This window comes from Janthinobacterium leeuwenhoeki (assembly GCF_051380795.1).
In the GTDB taxonomy this organism is placed as follows: Bacteria; Pseudomonadota; Gammaproteobacteria; order Burkholderiales; family Burkholderiaceae_D; genus Janthinobacterium.
The window spans coordinates 110,346-126,627 of record NZ_JBNYXT010000009.1 but is presented as its reverse complement, the minus strand read 5'-3'; the positions used below and the strand labels follow the sequence as shown (position 1 = coordinate 126,627).

4 protein-coding genes are annotated in these 16,282 nt (G+C 68.9%); all 4 read left to right on the top strand.

What is annotated here, in order from left to right:
- Nucleotides 1-147: 147 nt before the first annotated feature.
- Entirely contained in the window at nt 148-810 is a 663-nt protein-coding gene (locus tag ACQ4WS_RS10565; RefSeq protein ID WP_436475998.1) for a secretin and TonB N-terminal domain-containing protein, read from the top strand.
- Between the two features lie 2 nt (nt 811-812).
- Nucleotides 813-1,370 (top strand): RNA polymerase sigma factor, encoded by a 558-nt coding sequence (locus ACQ4WS_RS10560; RefSeq protein WP_071074977.1) that lies wholly within the window; start codon nt 813-815, stop codon nt 1,368-1,370.
- Nucleotides 1,363-2,310 (top strand): FecR family protein, encoded by a 948-nt coding sequence (locus ACQ4WS_RS10555; RefSeq protein WP_436475996.1) that lies wholly within the window; start codon nt 1,363-1,365, stop codon nt 2,308-2,310. The genes ACQ4WS_RS10560 and ACQ4WS_RS10555 overlap by 8 nt, the downstream gene beginning before the upstream one ends.
- Before the next feature lie 189 nt (nt 2,311-2,499).
- The gene (locus ACQ4WS_RS10550) at nt 2,500-16,182 is read left to right on the top strand and encodes a filamentous hemagglutinin family protein (protein WP_436475994.1); all 13,683 of its coding nucleotides are present in this window, start codon (nt 2,500-2,502) and stop codon (nt 16,180-16,182) included.
- Nucleotides 16,183-16,282: the final 100 nt, after the last annotated feature.

Genomic DNA, 16,282 nt, shown 5'->3' with positions numbered 1-16,282 from the left:
AGCTACCATCTTGCCATGCTGCAGACAACATTGCAGTCAAGATACTTCATGAGCAGGATTTTTCGTTGCGTCCCCTGGAAAATGACACTAAGCCACCGCCGCGCCGCAAGGGGTAATGCCCTGTCCGCCTGCTTGCTGATGACATTGATGACATTCATGACATTCGTGCGGCCGGCTGCTGGCGCGGACGGTGCCGACGCCACCGCGCACGCCACCCTGCGCTTCGACTTGCCCGCCCAGCCGCTTGATGTGGCCCTGGTGGCGTTTGGCGAAGTGACGGGGTATTCCGTGCTCGTCAGCAGCCAGTTGGCGGCGGGGCGCGTGGCAGCGCCCGTGCGCGGCGACTACACGCCGGCCGAAGCGCTGCAGCGCTTGCTGGCAGGCACGCAGCTGGGCGCGCGCTTCAGTGGCAGCAATGCGTTTACCCTGCTGGCGCTGGCCGACGCGCCCGTGGCGCCGGCGCCCGTGCCGGCCGAGGCCGCTCCTGCCGCGTCGCCCTTGCAAGCGTATGCGGCCATCCTGCAGCGCTCTCTCACGCGCGCCCTGTGCCGTTTGCATCCGGACGCTTTCGGCCGCTACCGCCTGGCTTTCCAGCTGTGGCTCGACGAGCGGGGCAAGGTGCGCGATGTGCACGTGCTCGTACCGAGCGGCGTGGCGCAGCGCGACCGCGCCGTGCTGCAGCGCTTGCGCAGCCTGCTGATGGATGGCGCGCCGCCTGCGGGCTTGCCGCAGCCGCTGACGATTTTACTCACGCCGCGCCCCGACCCCGGCGCCGATTGCGCGCCTTATCTTCTGGCCGGGGCGCCCTGAGCATGTCGGAATTACTTAAAACCACCTTGCGCAAGCTGTTCCTGGAACGCTATGGACAGTTTCGCCGCCATTTGCAGCGCCGCCTGGGCTCGGAAGACCTGGCCAACGACGCGCTGCATGAAACGTATTTGCGGGTGGAGCGGATGAACGCGCCCGAGGCGATCAGCTATCCGTCCGCCTACCTGATGCGCATCGCCATCAACATTGCGGAAGATCAACGCCGCGACAATGCGCGCCTGCTCAGTTTGCCGGACATCGACGACTTGTACGAGATGGCCGATGAATTGGCCGACCCGGCCCGCACCTTCAGCGCGCGCGCCGAGCTGGAGGAGCTGGAACGGGCCTTGCAGGAGTTGCCGAAACGCCGGCGCGCCATCGTCATCGCCGCCCGCGTCGACCAGTTGCCGCACCGCGATATCGCCGAGCGCTTCGGCATTTCCGCCCGCACGGTGGAGAAGGAATTACGCGCCGGCCTGGAACATTGCTGCGAACGCATGGGACGCGATTTCATTCAGCGCTTCGGTCCCGGCGCGGGAAAAACGTCTAAACATCATGACTGAACAAGCGGAAGACGACATGAGTGTCATCCAGAAGGAAGCGCAGGCGTGGGTCGTGCGCCTGGCCTCGGGCCAGGTCAGCGAGCGCGATGCGCAAGTGTTTCGCCACTGGTGTGCGCGCAGCCGCAAGCATGCCAACGCGTTTGCCGAGGCGCGCGCCGTGTGGAGCGCGATGGCGCCGGCCGCGCGCGCCGTCAAGCGGGCGCAGGCACCTGTCAACACGGCGCGGCGCGCCTGGCTGGGCGGCGCCGTGGCTGCCTCGCTGGGCTTGCTGGTGCTGCGCCCGCCCACGGACCTGTGGCCGGCCGTGGCGGGCCTGGGCGCGGACTATGCCACGGGCACGGGCGAGCAGCGCGCAGTGGCGCTCGATGGCGGCGTGCTGGTGCAGATGAATACGCAGACGCGCCTCGATGCGGCGTCGCTGCAGGACGGCGCCGCGGCGCTGGTGCTGCTGGCGGGCGAGGCGGAATTCCAGGCCGGCTTGCGCGGCGCGGCGCGGGTGCGCGTGCAGGCGGGCGACGGCATGGTGTCGGCCGGCAGCGCGCGCTTCAATATCCGGCTGTTCGGCCAGGAAGTGTGCGTGACCTGCCTGGCGGGCCGCCTGCGCGTGGCGCAGGCTGGCAACGATGCGGAACTGGCGGCGGGCCAGCAACTGCGCTACCGGCCCGAGCATTTCGGCATCGCCCGCGCGGTGGCGAAGAGCGATGTCAGCGCGTGGCGCCAGCGCCTGCTGGTGTTCAAGCAAAGCACGCTGGCCGAGGTGGTGGACGAGGTGAACCGCTACCGTCCCGGCAAGCTGATCCTCAATGGCGAGGCCTTGAAAAACACGCGCGTGCAAGCCAGTTTTTCACTCGACCGCCTCGACGACGTGATCGCTCTGATCCAGGATGCGTATGGTGCGCGGGTGACGCGTTTGCCGGGCGGCATCGTGCTGTTCGGCTGAGCGCCGCCAAGGCGGCGCGCCAAGGCGGGGCGCCAATTATGACATTTTCATGACCTTTTGCAGTCCCGGACCTTGTTCCATGTCAATGCTGCTGGAAGCCGCGAATCAGTGCCTGCCGCCCGCCCCGTGCGTGCCGCGCGCCGCCTCGCGATATCGGTCAGCAACGGAACATGAAAAGGGAATGTCGCCATGCAGCGAAGCAAGTCGGTCACGAAACACGCATCCTCCTCCGCCATGGCGGGCAACCGGACCGGTCGCCCGGTGCGATTGAAACCGCTGGCGCTGGCTATCGCCCTGCTGCTGCAGGCGGGCGGCGCGCAGGCACAGCAGCCGTTCAGCGGCGCCTGGTTTGCCGGCAAGGGCGCGCAGCAGGGCACGGCCGCCGCCACGGGACGCTTGCCGAATGGCCAGGCCATCATCGGGACGGACAATAAGGCGCAGCAGCAAAAAGCCCATGCACAGCTGCAAAGTTCGCTGAACAACCTGCAACTGGCGGCGCGCGCCATCGCCGTGCAGCAGGCGGCCCAGCAGGCGGCGCGCCAGGCGGCCATTGCCGCCGGCTCGCAGGTGCCCGACGGCTTGGCCGAAGGCGGCTTGAAGGTCGACAGCAACAGCCTGACGGCCGGCTGGTTGAATGCGAATGGCCCCACGCAGGCGCAGGCCGACGGCAAGACCGTGGTGACCGTCAAGCAGACGGCCGACAAGGCGATCCTGAACTGGGAAACGTTGAATATCGGCCAGAATACCACCCTGCAATTTGACCAGTTGGCGAACTGGTCCGTACTCAACCGCGTCAACGATCCGCTGGCCCGTCCCAGCCAGGTGCGCGGCCAGATCAAGGCCGACGGCACGGTGATGCTGGTCAACCGCAACGGCATCGTGTTCTCCGGCAGCAGCCAAGTCGATACGCGCAGCCTGGTGGCTGCCGCCGTGGGCATGAGCGACAGTCAATTCAAGAAGGGCATCTACAGCGAAACGCAGGGCTCGGGCTTCAAGCCCACGCTGGCCAACGACCTGCTGCTCAACGGCAGCGTGGCCACGCACGCCAACGCCACGGCCGACGTGGTGGTGCAGGCGGGCGCGCAAATCAGCACGCGCAAGCCGCAGACGGTGACGGAAGGCGGCGGCTACGTGCTGCTGGCCGGGCGCGAAGTGCATAACGGCGGCAGCCTGTCGGCGCCGAACGGCCAGGTCACGCTGGCCGCCGGCGACAGCTTCGTCATCCGCAAGGGATTGGGCACGGACGCCAACCAGACTTCGAGCACGCGTGGCAACGAGGTCGACGTCAAGTTCAACGCGCAGAGCGGCGCTGGCAAGGTGACGAATGCCGGCCTGGTGCAGGCGCTTACCGGCGACGTCACCCTGACGGGCCGCGACGTGAAGCAGGCCGGCGTGCTGCTCAGCAGCACCAGCGTGACGACGCGCGGTACCGTGCACTTGAAGGCCGACGGCAGCGAAGGCCTGGTCACCCTGGCGCCGGACAGCCTCACCACGGTGCTGCTCGACGACAGCGGCGCCACCGCGCTGGACGTGCAGCGCGACGCGCTCATCAAGGAGTCGGCGCGGCCCAGCGACGGCGCCTACAACCGCCGCGACCTGTCGCTGATCCAGATTGCCTCCGGCCGTGACATTGCCTTCGATACCGGCTCGCTGACGCTGGCCACAGGCGGCCAGGTGAATGCGCTGGCCACGCGCCGCACGCAAGTGGCGCGCGGCGCCAGCATCGACGTCTCCGGCGCCGTGGGCGTCAACGTGGCGATGGCTTCAAACAACGTGCTGATCAATGCGCAGGGCAACGAGCAGCGCGACGCGCCCGGCAACCGCGACAGCAAGGCCCTCAACAGCACCGACCTGTGGGTCGACCGGCGCGACCTGGTGCGCGTGGCGGCCGGCACGAATGGCTATCCGACCGACCGCTGGTACACGGGCGGCGGCTTGCTCGAAGTGAGCGGTTATCTGAACACCAGCGGCCATGGCATCGGCGAATGGGCGGCGCAGGGCGGCACGGTGGCCTTTCAGGGCGGCGAACTGGTAACCCAGGCCGGCTCTCTGCTGAACGTGTCCGGCGGCACGTTTGACGTCCAGACGGGCATGATTCGTCAGAGCTGGCTCAGCGGCAAGGATGGCCAGCTCTACAAGCTGTCGACGGCGCCCGGCGACACGCTGTATACCGGCGTCTACCAAGGCTACGCCGCGCAGCATCAGCGCTGGGGCGCAGAAACGACGGAAAATTTCGCCAGTCCCCTGATCGGCGCCCAGCAACGGCTGGAAAACGGCTATACCGTGGGCCGCGACGCGGGCCGCGTGCTGGTGGGAACCGCATCCGCCGTGCTCGAAGGCGCGATCGAATCGAGCGTGTTCCAGGGCGAGCGCCAGCAGGACGCGCGCGACGCCACCCTCGACAGTTACCGCCAGTCGCAACTGGCTGCCGCCCGCAACGGCCAGCTGGTGCTGGGCCAGCTGGCGCCCGTGTACGACGCCGCCAGCGCGCAGCTGCGCGACAATCCGGCAGCGCTGCTGCAGGCCATCCATATCGGCACCGGCGGCGCCAGCGCCGGCGCTGGCAATCTCCTGCGCGAAGACGCGCTGCCCGAGAACCTGGTCGGCAAGACCTACCTGGACGCCGGCTGGCTCAACGCGCAACACCTGGGCGGCATCAAGGCCTACGCCGGCAGCGCCATCGAGGTCGATGCCGCAGTGCAGGTCACGCCTGGCGGCGAAATCGCGCTGCATGCGCCCCAGGTCAAGGTCAACGCCGGGCTGACGGCGCGCGGTGGCAGCATTGCGCTGGGCGACATCGTCAGCAAGCCGGCCACCGGCACGAACGGCTGGCTCGATACAACGGTCGCCACGCCAGCGGCCGGAGCCAAGGCGGGCATCGATGTGACGGCCGGCGTGACGCTCGACACGCGCGGCCTGTGGAGCCAGCTCAAGCTGGACCCGGGCAACACGTCCGGCCTGCCGTATGTCAACGGCGGCGCGGTAGCGCTGGTCAGCAGCGGTAGCGTCAAGCTGGCGGCCGGCAGCGCGATCGACACGTCCTCGGGCGCGGCCGTGCTGGCCGACGGCAAGCTGAAGGGCGGGCGCGGCGGCGACATCAGCTTGCGCGCGAATCAGAACGATACCAACGGCGTCAAATCGGAGACGCTGGTGCTCGATGGCCAACTGCGTGGCTACGGCGTCAACGGTGGCGGCACGCTGACCATCGACAGCGGTACCGGCGTGGTGCTGGGTGGCGGCATGCTGGCCGGCAATGGTGTGTTGCCTGCAGGCCAGTCCGTACCCGTGCACCTGACCTTGGCAGCAGCCTTCACCATCGAGGCCGGTACCGTGCTCGATACCGACTTCAGTTATGTGAGCCGCCAGATCCATCCCGGCCAGCCGCTGCTGGACTTGCCGGACTTTAGTGCGGCGCGCCCCTACACCCTGCCGGCCGCCTGGGTGGTGCCGCCCGCCTCGATCAGCTATGAATTCATCTTAGTCACCGGCAGCAATGGCATCATCTACACCAGCGGCATGACCGTGCCGGCCGGCGTCACGCTCACGGGCGTGCGCGGCAAGCTCGGTTCCGGTTACCTGGTGCCGGCCGACGCCTTCCCGAACGGCATGCCGGTGCCCGCTTTCAACGCCACGGTGGCCGCCGGTACCGCGTTCGCGGCCGACGTTACCCTCCAGGCGGGCGATCGCTTGCTGGCTGGCAACCGTGCGCCGAAGGACCTGGCGGTCAAGCCGCTGCTGGTGCTGGACAATGACCTGTTCCAGCGCGGCTTTGCGCACTACAACATCAACGGCCAGCAGGGTGTGCAGGTGGCGCAGGACGCCACCATCGACGTCAGCATGCCCTTGCTGCGCGCCGACCTGGCGCTGGCGGGCCAATTGCCTACCGGCGTCGATCCAGCCGCCGTCCTGCAGCCTTGGCTGGCGCCGCTGTGGCAGGAAAATGCCGTGAAAGGCGTGCTCAAGCAACGGGCCGGCGCCGATATCGCGCTGTCGGCCGGCACCCGCAACGCCAAGGCGCCGCTGGTGGTGGGCCAGGGCGCCACGCTGCGCGTGGACGATGGCAAGAGCATCAGCCTGACCGGCAACGGCCAGATCACCGTGGAAGGCACGCTGAGCGCGGCCGGCGGGCGCATTTCCGTGTTGCCGGGCATGCTAGTCACCGGTGACGAGATCAACCGTCCGGACGGCAGCGCCAATGCCCAGTCGATCTGGATCGGCGAGCGCGCGGTGCTCGACGTGGCCGGACGGGCGGCCACCGCCACCGACGCCCAGGGCGGCGTGTATGGCCACGTGGGCGCTGGCGGCACGATCGAGATCGGTGCAAAGCACAATCTCGACGCCACCCAGGTCGAGGCGGCCGACGCCTTTGTCATCGTGCGCCCCGGCGCGCGCCTGGCAGCGTCCGGCGCCGCCGCCATGCTCGACCTGCCCGGCCAGGGCAGCGTGCAAGTTGCCGGTGACGGCGGCACCATTGCTTTGAGCTCCTTCCGCGGCTTGTTGCTTGACGGCAGCCTGCATGCGGCAGCCGGTGGCGCCGGCGCGGCCGGCGGCACGCTGGCACTCAACCTTGAAACCCCGAACTACGGCATCGTCGGCAAGCTCGACTTGAAGGGCCTGGGCGTGGAAGACGCGGTGCGCGTGCCGCGCGAGCTGGTGCTGTCGCGCCTGCAGGGCGAGAGTGGCCTGGCCACCGACCTGCAGGCGGGCGACAGCGATCCGGCGCTGCGCTACGGCGTGGCCCGGCTGGGTGCGGACCGCGTGGCCGCCGGCGGCTTCGACCACCTGGCCTTGCTGTCGAACGGCTTGATCAGTTTTGATGGCAACCTCGACCTGTCGCTGGGGCAGAGCCTGCGCCTGACGGCCAGCGCATTGGCCCTGGCCGAGCATGCCGATGCCGCCGCCACCGCGCAAGTCAGACTGGCGGCGCCCTACATCCGTCTGGCCGGCACCAGCCGTACCCAGAGCGACGACCACCTGATGCCCAATCCGGTGCGCGGCTCCGGCAACGGCGGCATCGGCGCCGGCAAGCTGGGCGTACCGAACGTGGACGACCACGCCAGCCTGACGCTGCATGCCGCGCTGATCGACCTCGCCAACGCCGTCAATGTCGGCAGCAATGGCGTGATCGGGCAAAATGCCGCCGCGGATCTGGAGGTCAAGCGCGATGCCTTCGGCGAGCTGGCGCTGCGCTCGAGCGGCGACATCCGCATGCGCACGGCGGCCGCGCTGTACACGCCGGGCAATCTGACCCTGGCGGGCGCGCAAATCTATCCGGTGAGCGGCGCTACCGGCAAGGTGGAGGTGGGCAAACGCAACGTGATCAACGAATTCGGGCTGCTGTCCACCGAGTTCGACCCGGCCCGCAAGCTGACCATCGAGCGCAGCGGCGACCCTGCCGCGCCCTTGCCGGCCCTGCCCTACTCGGTGTTCGGCTCGCTGGAGCTGAGTGCCGGCACGGTGAACCAGGGGGGCGTGGTGCGCGCGCCGCTGGGCAAAATCACGCTGGGCCAGAATACGAATGGCGCAGTGACGGGCCAGACCAATCTGCTGCCTGGCAGCGTGACGTCAGTCAGCGCCAACGGCCTGGTGATGCCGTACGGCGGCTCGCTCGATGGCCTGAGCTACATGATGGACGGCGCCGATGTCGCATACAAGGGCGTGGGCAATGACCCGGCCGTCGTGCTCACCGGCGAGCACATCGATGTGCGCGCTGGCGCCGTGCTCGACCTGTCAGGCGGCGGCACCCTGACCGGCGCGGCCTTCCTGGCCGGCCGCGGCGGCTCGACCGACGCCCGCCTCAACCCGCTGGTGCAGACGTCCGGTAAAGGCGGCTTCGTGCTGCCGGGCCTGGCCACCAATCCCGTCTACGCCATCGTGCCGGGCGCGCAGGCGAGCTATGCGCCCATCGTGGCCGAAAATGGCGCCGGCGATCCGGCGCTGGGGCGCCAGATCAGCATCGGCGCCGGCGTGCCGGGCCTGGCTGCCGGCACCTATACCTTGCTGCCATCGAGCTTTGCGCTGTTGCCCGGCGCGTTCCGGGTGGAATTGAACGGCCTGGCCGCCGGCGGCTTGCCAGTCGGGTCGGCCACGGCCATGCGCAATGGCTCGTTTGCTACCGCCGTGCAGCTGGGCACCAGTCATACCGACCGTCGCGCGGCGCTGCCATCGCAGGCGGTGCTGACGCCTGCCGACGTGCTGCGCAGCTATTCGCAATACAATGAAACGAGCTACAGCGCCTTCGCGCTGGCGCAATCGGTGCGCGACGGCGTGCCGCGGCCGCTGCTCGAACGCGACGCCAAGGCGCTGCACATCGAACTGGTGCTGCCCAAGGCCAGCACGGACGACGCGCTGCGGTTTGCCGGCACGGCCAACTACACGCCAGGCAAGGACGGCTTCGGCGGCAGCGCGCTGCTGCTGGGCGGCTTTGGCAAGAATTACGAAATCATCGGCAGCGGCGCCGCGCCCACCGTCGACTTCAAGGGTATCGCGGTGCGGGTCGACGCCCTGAACGCCATCGGCGCCCCGCGCCTGGGCATCGGCGGCTTGCCCACCGTCAACTACGGCAGCGGCAACGGCAATCAGCAAGCGAATATCGCCCAGTTCCAGGGCGGTGTCGACAACATCGTGGTGCGCGATGGCGCCGTGCTCAAGGCTGGCGAAGTGTTTTTGGTGACCAATAGCAAGGCTGGCGGCATCGTCATCGAGCAGGGTGGCGGCATCAATACCCTGGGCCGTGGCGCCGCCGCCTGGGATTCGGGCAACGGCTACGTATATGCGCCGGGCAAGTCCAGCGTGCTGGCCGTATCGAATGGCCGCCTGGACATGCTGGCGCCGGGCGTGAGCACCGATCCGCGATCCGGACCGGGCCGCATCGACATCGGCGCCTGCGCGGCGGGTGCCGTGTGCAGCGGCAGCACGCCGCTGTATTCGGAAGGCAGCATCGTCGCCGCCACCGACCAGAGCTTCAACCTGCGCGACGCCACCACCTATGGCACCCGCAACCTGGTGCTGGCCGTGGGCGGCATCAATGTGGGCAGCGCAGCATCGCTGGCCACCATGGCTGCGCGCGACGCGCTGCCGGCCGGACTGACCCTGAACCAGGACATCCTCGACCGCCTGCTGCGCGGCGACGCCAGCGTGGGCGCGCCGGCGCTGGAAAGCCTGGCGCTGACGGCGCGCGACGCCATCCATTTCTACGACAACGTCGAATTGTCGACCATCGATGCGGGCACGGGAAAATCCTCGCTGGAGCGGCTGGTGATCGGCACCCCGGCGATCTACGGTGCCGGCGGCAGCGATGCCGTGGCGTGCATCAAGACCGATGTGCTGGTGTGGAACGGCGCCACGACAGCGCCGGGCCTGGTCGCCACCGGCGGCGCCGGCAGCGGCAGCGGGCGCCTGCAGGTCGACGCCCGCCAGGTCGAGTTCGGCTACGGCCCGAACAGCCGGCCAGACACCATCCACAGCATGGACCGATTGATCCTCGGCTTTGCCGATGTGGCCATCAACGCCAGCGAGCGCATCACCGCCAACCACACGGGATCGTTGTCGGTGTACCAGTCGCAAAGCGGCTGGGATACGGCCAGCAAGGGCTATCTGCGCAGCGGCGGCAACCTGGCGCTGAACACGGCGCTGCTCACCGGCGCTGCCGGCTCCGTCAACAAGATCAAGGCGGGCGGCGACATCCTTGTCGCCAAGCCATCGGGCGCTGCCGCAACGGCCCCGGGCGCGGCCACCCTGGCCGGCGCGCTGGGCGCCGAAGTGGCGCTGGACGGGCGCAGCGTGACGCTCGACACGGCCGTGCTGCTGCCAAGCGGCAAGCTCAGTGTGTCTGCCGAGCGAGACGTGGTGCTGGGCGACGGCGCCCGGCTCGACCTGGCCGGCCGCAAGATCGATTTCAACGGCGTGGCCAAGTACAGCTGGGGCGGCGACGTGGTACTCGACAGCCGCCACGGCGACGTGCGCCAGGCGGCCGCTTCCAGCATCGATTTCTCGGCCGTCTCCAACCGCGCCGGCAAGCTCACCGCCACCGCGCTGGACGCGCAGGCGGGCAGCGTGGCGCTGCTGGGCAGCATCACCGGCGGCAGTAGCGGCCACTACGACGCGGGCGGCACCGACGTGCCGTTCGCGGCGGGCGGCCTCGACGTGCGTGGCCAGCATATCGCCGATTTCAAAGGCTTGAACCAGCGCCTGAGCAAGGGTGGCGTGTTCGGCAGCCGCAGCTTCCAGCTCAAGCAGGGCGACCTGGTGCTGGAGAATGAATTGAAGGCGCGCGAAATCACGGTCTCGGTGGACGGCGGCCATCTGGCCGTCAAGGGCACTGTCGACGCCAGCGGCGAGCAGGTGGGCAGCATCCGCCTGGCCGCGCGCGACGGCGTCAGCGTGGCCGGCAGCGCGCTGCTCGACGCCCATGGCAGCGTGCTGCGGGTCGACAGCTACGGCCAGGTGATCGAGGCGCCCAACCGCGCCGTGATCGACATCGATGCCGGCAGCGGCCGCCTGGTGCTCGATACCGGCGCGCGCATGGACTTGCGCGCCGGCACGGCCGGCAAGGCCGAGCGCATCGCCTCGCTGGGCACGCTGGAATTGAGCGCCCGGCGCCTGGGTGGCGCCACCGGCAACGATGTCGCCATCGATGCGGCCGGTCCGCTGGCCATCGACGGCGCCCGCGCCATCACGGTCAATGGTTTCTGGTCGTATACGGATGCCCGCCCGGGCACGGAAACGACGGCCGACGGCCGCCCTTACCAGGTCATCGACCAGGCCTACCTGGACCGCAAGCACGACGATAGCGTGGCTTTCATGACGGGCGCCCTGGCTAACGACGAGCTGATGAATGGCCGCCTGTCCGGCCTGCGCAATGACAAGGACGCCTTCCACCTGCGTCCGGGCGTGGCCATCCTCAGCGCCACGCCGGACGGCGACTTGCACGTCGATGGCGACATCGACCTGTCGGGCCACCGCTACGCCAGCGTCAATCCGCACACGCAGAAGACCGGCGTGGCCGGTTCCGGCGAAGCGGGCGCGCTGGTGCTGCGCGCCGGCGGCAACCTGAATGTCTTTGGCAGCATCAATGACGGCTTCGATGGCAAGGCCTTGCCGGTCACGCCGGACGACAAGGGCTGGATGCTGGCCAAGGGCCGGGTGCCGTTCGGCGCCGACGTCATCGTGCCGCATGGCCAGCTGGTCACGCTGGCCGACGATACCTTCTTCCAGTCCGGCCGCAGCTTAAACTACGACTTGCCGATGAAAGCCATGAGCTTGCGGGCCGGCACGGCGCTGCCGTCGCAAGCCACCCTGACGGCCGAGGTGGAATTGCCGGCCGGTACGGTGCTGGGCGGCGCCGTGCGCAATGCCGCCGGCGATATCGTGTATGCGGCCGGCACCGTGCTGGCGAAGGCCGTCACGCTGGGCAGCGGCACGCGGCTCGATGCCGGTACCCGCCTGCCCGTGGGGATGTCCGTGGCGGCCATGACCTGGCCCGGCGGCGTGCCGCTGCCGTACCCGGTGGGCGCGGTCAAGGATACGCCGAGCCCCGACTACGATGGCGACGGCTTCCCTGATACGCCCGCCAATGGCGTGGTGCTGGCCGGCGAGCTGCAGCTGCGCAAGGGCGCGCTGGTGCCGAGCGAAACCTGGGTGCGGCTGCCTGGCGGCGCCGACTCGGTGGCATTGCGTGCGGCCGATGCCGACGGCAACCAGGGCCGCAACTGGGCGCTGGCGCCGATGCTGGCCAGCGGTTCGCAGTCGTGGTCGATGCGCCTGGTGGCCGGTGCCGATATGCAGGCGGCCGATAGCCGCGCGCTGCGCCCCATGGGCGATAACCGCAGTTTGCTGTTGACCGACCACCACTACGGCGCGGTTCTGGCAGCTAGCTTGCCGACGGTGGCGGCGCCGCCGATCGAGGGCGTGGCGGGCAATTTCTACTGGATGGGCGACTCGGAACTATATGTCGGCTATCCCGCTGGCACGCTGATCAATCTCGCCGACTTCTCCAGCGTGGAGGAGTTGCTGGCGTACAACCAGTGGGGCGTGGGCGACATGGTGACCTGGCTGCCCGAAGGCGGCAGCTTCCCGATGGTGTCCATGCCTGCGCGGCAGCAGCTGTTCAGCGTGCTGCGTACGGGCACGGGCGACCTCGACCTGCTGGCCGGCGGCAACTTCAGCCAGAGTTCGCCGTACGGCGTGTATACGGCCGGTACCCAGGCGGCCAATGTGGCGGCGGCTTACCGCTTGCCGCGCGCGGCGGATCGCCTGGGTTCCATCCTCGGCCCCGATGGCGACGCCTTCAAGCCTTATGTGGACGGTGGCGCGCAAAGCCTGTACCAGGCCTGGTATCCCGAGCATGGCGGCAACGTGCTGGTGCGCGCGCAGGGCGACGTCACCGGCGACCTGGTGGGCGCCGGCTACGGCACCGAGCGTCGCCCCGACGACCTGGGCTATTTGCGTCCGCAGCAGGACAGCAGCGCCGTCGGCACCTGGCTGTGGCGCCAGGGCACCGGCAGCGCGGTCGCCCAGGGCGATGGCGTGCCCACCGCCTGGTGGATCAACTTTGGCAGTTACGTCGCCGGCGGTCTCGGCACGAACTACCTGTACGAGACCCTGCCCGTGATGACCGGCTTCACCGGCATCGGTACCCTGGGCGGCGGCAACCTCGTGCTTGAGGCGGGCAGGGCCGCCGGCATGCTGTCGCCGCGTACCGATCAAGGCGCCAAATTCGTCATGCGCAGCCAGGGCCTGAACCTGGCGGTGGCCAGCACCGGCCGGGTATCGGCCGACGCTTCCGTACTCACGCTCACCGGCGGCGGCGACCTCGACGTGCGTATTGGCGGCGGCCTCAATCCGGTGGCCGAAGTGCGCTCCTTTGCCGAGACGATCGGCGAGATCATGCCCGATACCCGTTTTGCCGGCAACCGTGGCGACCTCAATAGCACCTTCGTCAACCTGCGCGGCGCCTTGCGCATGGAGGCGGGAGCGGTGGGCGGCATCGAACTGCGCTTCGACAAGGGCGATAGCCAGGAGTCGCGCGCCTATCAGGTCTACACCGCCACCTCGTCCATCGCGGGCGGCGGCCCGGTGGTGGTGCCGGGCGACTCCGGCGTGCGCATCGATGCGCGCGGCGACCTGGTGCTGGGCGGCGTGGGCGACGCCGGCCGCGTCACCCAGATCAACAATGGCACGCCGTTCACCGCGAAGGGCGTGGCGCAAGACGGCGAGGGCTACAGCTGGTTCTCGCTGTGGACGCCGTCGACCGCTATCGACCTGTTCAGCGCGGGCGGCAACCTGACGCCATCCACGGCCTGGAGCGACGACCGCGCCAGCGGCAACCAGGCTTCCAGCGGCGGGCGTTTCGTGATGCCGTCGCAATTGCGCGCCGTGGCCGCCAGCGGCAACCTGTATATGGGCAACTCCGCCCAGGGTGCGACGGATACCGGCACCAACACGCTGGCGCGGCCGGCCACCGGCATGCTGCTGGCGCCATCGCCGGTCGATGCGCATTTCACCCGCCGCACGCCGGGGCAACTGGAACTGCTGGCCGCCGAGTCAATCTACGCGGGTGGCTATTCGGTGACGGCGTCGGGCGCCGATCCGAGCGCGCTGCCCAGCCCTTTCAATCCGGGTTTCGCGGGCGTTTCCGGCACTACCGCCTATGGCGACATGTACACGCATAACGTCAACCAGGAGGCACAGGCGCCCAGCGTGCTGTTCGCGCAGCGCGAAGCGGGCGCTTTACCGCAGCGCTATCCGCTGTTCACGCTGACGCCGCCCACCGCCTCGGGCTATGCGGTGCAGGGCCAGCTGCCGGCGCGCTATTACGCGCTGGCGGGCGACATCGTCGGCTTGCGCACAGGTTCCATCGTCACGCGCGGCGGCGGCTACGCGGCCAGCCAAAGCACCTGGTACGAGGGCGCCGGTCCGGTCGATATCCGTGCCGGACGCGACATCGTCAACGCCGGCACGGTGCTGGGGCTGGTCGAAGCGACGCCGGAAGGAATGCTGGGCTGGACTTCGGAGATAGCGTATGCCAATCCTTCGCTGCCGCTGCGGCCGATGGAAATCCGGGTAGGTTCGGCGCGCGGCAATCTGGTGTTGCACAACAATCCGGACGAGGTGTCGGTCGTGCGTGCCGGCCGCGACATTCGCTACGGCACCTTCTACGTGGGCGGTCCGGGCACGCTGGAAGTGACGGCCGGGCGCGATATTGACATGGCCGACAAGGCCGAGCTGAAGAGTATCGGTGCTGTGACGAATAGCACGTCTGGCGACCGCAGCAGCGGCGCCAGCATCGCGGTGGCGGCCGGGGTCGGGGCGCATGGTCCCAACTACGACGCCTTTGCCGCGCGCTATCTCGACGCTGCCAATCTGATCGACCCGGGCAAGTCGCTGGCTGACCAGCCGGGCAAGGCGGTGGCCGTGTATGGCGGCCGCCTGGGACTGGCCGACTGGTTGCGCACGGAATTCGGCTACAGCGGCGACGCGGCGGGCGCGCCCGCCTTCCTGGCCGCGCGCCAAAGCGAGCTCGACAAGACTCTCCAGGCCAGCAGCGGCGGCGCCAAGCGCGATCTGCAGCGCGAGTACGGCCTGTCGAGCCAACTGCACCTGGTCAACTGGCTGGAAACCCGCTACGGCGCCGGACAGCGCAATGGCGCCGGGCTGACCTTCGATGCCGGCAGCATGGACGCGCGCAAGTTTTTCGCGGCCTTGCCGGCCGAGCAGCAGCGTGTCTTCCTGCGCAACATGTATTTCGCCGAACTCAAGGCAGGCGGGCGCGAGTACACGGCTGCCGGCGGCGTGCGCGAAGGCAGCTACCTGCGCGGGCGCGAAGCCATCGCCACGCTGTTCCCGAGCAAGGATGCGCAGGGCAAGCCCGTGACCTATGCGGGCGACCTGACCATGTTCAGTGGCGCCACCTACTATGCGGACGGCGCCGAGAGTGCCAGTACCAAGCGGCCGCGCAAGGGCGTCAACTACCTGACCCGCCAGCAATATGCACTGTCGGGTAACGACCACTTGCCGGTGTTCGACCTGGTCGATGCCGGCATCCACACCGACTTCGGCGGCAACATCGACATCCTGACGCCGGGCGGGCGCACCCTGGTGGGCGTCGACGGCGGCTTCGTGCCGGGCGAAGGCTCGGGCGTGCTGACGCAGGGCGCCGGTGAAATCCAGATATACGCCAGGGACAGCATCCTGCTGGGCCAGAGCCGCATCTTCACCACCTTCGGCGGCAACATCCTGGCCTGGTCGGCGCAGGGCGACATCAATGCGGGCCGCGGTTCCAAGTCCACCGTGGTGTTTACGCCGCAGCGCCGGGTCTACGACGACATCGGCATGGTCAGCCTGTCGCCGACGACGCCGAATACGGGCGCCGGCATCGCCACCCTGAACCCGATCCCGGAGGTGCCGCCTGGCGACATCGACCTGATCGCCCCGCTGGGCAGCATCGACGCGGGCGAGGCGGGCATCCGCGTCTCGGGCAACGTCAACCTGGCGGCCTTGCAGGTGGTGAATGCGGCAAACATCCAGGTGCAGGGCAAGTCGACGGGCATGCCGGCCATCGCCGCCGTGAACGTGGGGGCGCTCAGCAATGCCAGCGCGGCCGCCTCGCAAGCCGTCACGGCGGCGCAGGACGTGCTGCAGCGCGAACGGGCCGCCACGCGCCAGGCGCAGCCGTCGTTGTTCACGGTGAAGGTGCTGGGCTTTGGCAACGAGCAGGCGGACGAGGGCGGCGCTGGCAAGGGCAAGGGCGGCGAACCGCAGGCGTCCAGCTACCAACCGGCCGGCGTGGTGCAGGTGCTGGGTGCGGGGCCCTTGACGGCGCCGCAGCTGCAGGCGCTCACGCCGAACGAGCGGCGCGGACTGCAACCGTGAGTTTTATGAACATTTGATGACATTCGGCAGTCGCCGCGCGCGGCGGCTGTCTAGGCATCAGTAGATCAGCATTAGCAGCAAAAAAACGCCGGCCCAGCGC

Coding starts and splice junctions, on each gene's coding strand:
- ACQ4WS_RS10560 (WP_071074977.1), top strand. CDS start 813: ATGTCGGAATTACTTAAAACCACCTTGCGCAAGCTGTTCCTGGAACGC.
- ACQ4WS_RS10565 (WP_436475998.1), top strand. CDS start 148: ATGACATTCATGACATTCGTGCGGCCGGCTGCTGGCGCGGACGGTGCC.
- ACQ4WS_RS10550 (WP_436475994.1), top strand. CDS start 2,500: ATGCAGCGAAGCAAGTCGGTCACGAAACACGCATCCTCCTCCGCCATG.
- ACQ4WS_RS10555 (WP_436475996.1), top strand. CDS start 1,363: ATGACTGAACAAGCGGAAGACGACATGAGTGTCATCCAGAAGGAAGCG.